Annotated in this window: 3 protein-coding genes and 1 CRISPR repeat array; of the genes, 1 reads left to right on the top strand and 2 read right to left on the bottom strand. The window is 64.8% G+C overall.

The features are described 5' to 3' along the window. Positions 1-274: 274 nt before the first annotated feature. Positions 275-744: a CRISPR direct-repeat array (repeat unit 37 nt; unit sequence CGCCGCAATGGAGTCCGGCCGCGGGGGCCGGAGTGAG). A 491-nt stretch (positions 745-1235) separates the two neighbouring features. Both FFT21_RS28205 and FFT21_RS30605 read right to left on the bottom strand, forming a co-directional pair. Next, the gene (locus tag FFT21_RS28205) at positions 1236-1634 is read right to left on the bottom strand and encodes an Imm50 family immunity protein (protein WP_192909813.1); all 399 of its coding nucleotides are present in this window, start codon (positions 1632-1634) and stop codon (positions 1236-1238) included. 4 nt (positions 1635-1638) lie between these two features. Next, positions 1639-2460 carry an HNH/endonuclease VII fold putative polymorphic toxin gene (locus FFT21_RS30605; RefSeq protein ID WP_307722969.1) on the bottom strand — a complete coding sequence of 274 codons (822 nt, stop codon included), beginning with the start codon at positions 2458-2460 and terminating at the stop codon, positions 1639-1641. 77 nt (positions 2461-2537) lie between these two features. On the opposite strand from FFT21_RS30605, the gene FFT21_RS28195 reads away from it, so the two are divergent. Further along, positions 2538-2795 carry a DUF397 domain-containing protein gene (locus FFT21_RS28195; protein WP_137816942.1) on the top strand — a complete coding sequence of 86 codons (258 nt, stop codon included), beginning with the start codon at positions 2538-2540 and terminating at the stop codon, positions 2793-2795. The last annotated feature ends 650 nt before the right edge of the window (positions 2796-3445 follow it).

Raw genomic sequence — 3445 nt, 5'->3', positions numbered from 1 at the left:
CTGTAGTAGACTGGTAACGCAACGGCCCCGCCTGTAAGTCGTGTTCTGTGGTAGGAAAACGATCTTACCTGATCGGGGTCGTTGCCCTACTTTGAGGTGATCAAGCCGGCCTGAATAACGCTCCATCTCCACTGCCGCTCTGAAGACGCAATCCGCGAATTCCGCATCCGACCAACGGCGCCGAATCAGTCACCCTCGCACAGGTGCCCGATCCTGCCGCGGAAGCCGGAGGCACGCGCTCAACAATAGTCGACAACGCCCCCTGAGAACCGCATGCCGCAATGGAGTCCGGCCGCGGGGGCCGGAGTGAGCCAGTGGTCCGGCGGGGAACGCCAGATCGACGGCATGCCGCAATGGAGTCCGGCCGCGGGGGCCGGAGTGAGCATCGGGCCGCACGCCGTGGGCTCGCCAGGCTTCGCCCTGCCGCAATGGAGTCCGGCCGCGGGGGCCGGAGTGAGCAGGAGCGTGGCCGCTGACCACGCGACCCAATACGCCGCAATGGAGTCCGGCCGCGGGGGCCGGAGTGAGTTCTGGCAGGCCCAAAACGCGGGGTACGGCTTTCCGCCGCAATGGAGTCCGGCCGCGGGGGCCGGAGTGAGGTGACCTCATGGACTACCCGCAACCGTCGCGTTGGTCGCCGCAATGGAGTCCGGCCGCGGGGGCCGGAGTGAGCTCGCAGACCTTGACGGGCTGCCCTGGCAGATGCGCGCCGCAATGGAGTCCGGCCGCGGGGGCCGGAGTGAGGGCTCGGCTGATTCGGTGGGTTTGACCTGCGGAAATGTAGCACGTTGCGAGCAACCCCGGAAGAGGGATCTTCGACGAGATCAACAAGCCTCCACTGAATCGCACAAGATGACCCTGACCTGCATGCGAGCATCTACGCCTGACGGTGTCGGCACCGGGATGCTCGCAGAGATCAAACTATCTTCGGGCCTCGCGATCACGCAACACGAGCGCTTGCAGGCAGACCTGCGCCTCGTCCACGGACGAAGCTGCCGTGTCACCTCGCGACGACGGCCCAGCGACCGTGGACCACGGTCAGCCGGCCGGCCTTCGACAACTCCGCCACGGCGCGGCGCACCGTCACGTGCGCGACGCCGGACGACGCCCTTTGCCGCAGTACGGCTCCCCGCTGGCCAGCGCGATTGCCTATTGGCAGTAAGGTTTTCCGCTGTCACCGGAATCCGCCGACGGACAGAGCGGTGTCGGACGGGGCAGGACGGGCGCCTCCTTGCCTATTTCTCTTCGGAGAGATAGGCCGCAACCTTGACAACCGTCGCCCATGCCGCCTTGATGTCTATACGCACCGAGTCCGTTGACATCGTCACCCGCACTCCGTCCGACTCGCGAGCCAGTGACATCCTTCCGTCAATCGCGCTATTCCACCCACGTAGCGAAAGCTCGCGAATCTCAATAAGCATAAGCTCGACCTGGACCGTATTGAAACCCTGCAGTCGCCACTTCTTGGGCGGACTCTCCGGATATTCTGGCAAATCGAAACGCAAGGTTGCACGCCCGCCGTCGGTGTGCAACGAAATCTCATGAAGGCGGATGGGATCGAGTGCGGGCGACTGGTCGTTGTAGATGGATCGTACGCTCGCCGCGTCTTCCAGAAGATCCAACCAGGCGGCCATGCAGTTACCTCGCAAACGGGTAGTGATCTCGTGCCCCTGGAACGGAGCCCGTTCTTGTGTTCTCCGGAGGACGAACATTGAGGTGCGGGCCCTGGTCGCCTACGCCTCCTTCACCGAAGCTGTGCCCTGCGCCATGATCTTGAATGATCACCCTGCTGCCGTCGGGGCGGGTGTAGACATACTCTCGAGTCATAATCGGTTTACCGTCGCCTCCCAGGATCGCATGGCCCCACCGATCAGTCATCGGTACACGATTGACCTCGTCCGGGTGTTGCGACCGCGGGATGCCCAAGTCGCGCTTCGCCTGGTTGAGGGCAGCATTTCGGCCAGGCGAATCGCACGGCGACAGACCGAGGGGGTCGGTCCAGGTGTGCGGGTTGTGGACGTAGGTGTTGGGGTTGGGGGACGGCGCGAGGCCGAGGGGGTCGAGGGTGGCGTAGCGGGCGGTTTCCGGGTCGTAGTAGCGGAAGTAGTTGTAGTTGAGCCCGGTTTCGGGGTCGTGGTACTGGCCGGGGAACCGCAACGGCGTGCCGGCGCTATCCCCGGTCCAGGTGGTGGTGCCCCACAGCGTGCTGCGGGCGTGCCCGGCCACGGCGCCGAGGTCATCGACGAGTTCGCTGGGCGTGCCGACCAAGTCGGTCACGATCGCGTAGAACCGCTCGTCCACCCACGCTTGCGGGGCGTCCCGCCACCAGGTCCGCTCGGTCTGGGTGGCCGGGCGGAGGCCGTCGTGTTCCCACGTGGTGACGCGCGCACCACCCGGCTCCCAGGCGGTCTGCTCGGCGAGCGTGGTGCCGTCCCAGACGAAGTCGACCTGTTCGACCACGGTGGTTCCGTCAGGGCCGAGGCGTTGCTTGGCGATGCGCCGGCCGAGCGGGTCGTACCGGTCGAGAGTGAGGACGCATGGTTGCGCCTACCGAGTTTCAGACACGATGGCGCAAGAGCAGCTACAGCGGCAGCAACACCAACTGCATCGAGATCGCCTTCGGCTGGCGGAAGCGCAGCTACGGCGGCGACGACGCCAACTGCGTCGAGGTCGCCTTCGGCGACGCCGTGGTCGGCATCCGAGACTCGAAGAACCCCAGCGCCGGCCACATCACAGTGCCAAGGGATACCTTCCAGGCGTTCCTGACGGCTATCAACAAAGGCACGTTCATCTGACGCATGACCGTCCACTGTGGCTGGTGAGAAGCCCGACCAGCAACTGAAGGTAGCCTGGTGTCGTCGCCGGAACGCCGCGCGAACCGGCGACGACCTGATCACGCTCTCTGGCATAAGAGCATGTCTCGTGCGGCAGCTCGTGAGGTGGATCAGCGCTGGTCGCAGCCCTGCATCGGCCCACGTGAGACACGCTAGAGCGTGATTCTCTGGGCCATTTGTCGCAACTACTGCCCATTTCTGAGGGCCCTGATGTCGGCGTGGACATGCCACCACGCCGACGCAGATTGTCAGCCCTCTCCAGCCGCAATGGAGTCCGGCCGTGGGGGCCGGAGTGAGTGAGGTAATCTCAGCGAGGTAGATACCGGTGCTCGAACTGGATCAGCACCAGGGCCGCTTTCGCGATCGGGCCGATCTTTTGTGGGCAGGCCGTGACGTGTTGGAGCACCCGCCACCGCAGGGCTCCGGCAAAGTCGTCTGTAGACCTGCGTGACCAGTGATGTTGGTGGCGACACGCCGTGGAGATGCTCGGGCGGCACGGCCCTCGTGATGATCATGAAGGTTTCCTACGCCTTGATCGTCACGAGGGACCATGCCTGCCGCGTCATCATCGCCGATTCGCCCTGTCCTTGACCACCTTGTCGACGCGGTTG

Source organism: Gandjariella thermophila (assembly GCF_005405885.1).
Classification (GTDB): Bacteria; Actinomycetota; Actinomycetes; order Mycobacteriales; family Pseudonocardiaceae; genus Gandjariella; species Gandjariella thermophila.
The sequence above is the reverse complement of the archived record's forward strand: the minus strand, read 5'-3'. Positions and strand labels throughout refer to the sequence as shown.

Bases quoted from the DNA above. Each gene is read 5' to 3' on its own strand.
- FFT21_RS28205 (WP_192909813.1), bottom strand. From the start codon at position 1,634: ATGGCCGCCTGGTTGGATCTTCTGGAAGACGCGGCGAGCGTACGATCC.
- FFT21_RS28195 (WP_137816942.1), top strand. From the start codon at position 2,538: ATGGTTGCGCCTACCGAGTTTCAGACACGATGGCGCAAGAGCAGCTAC.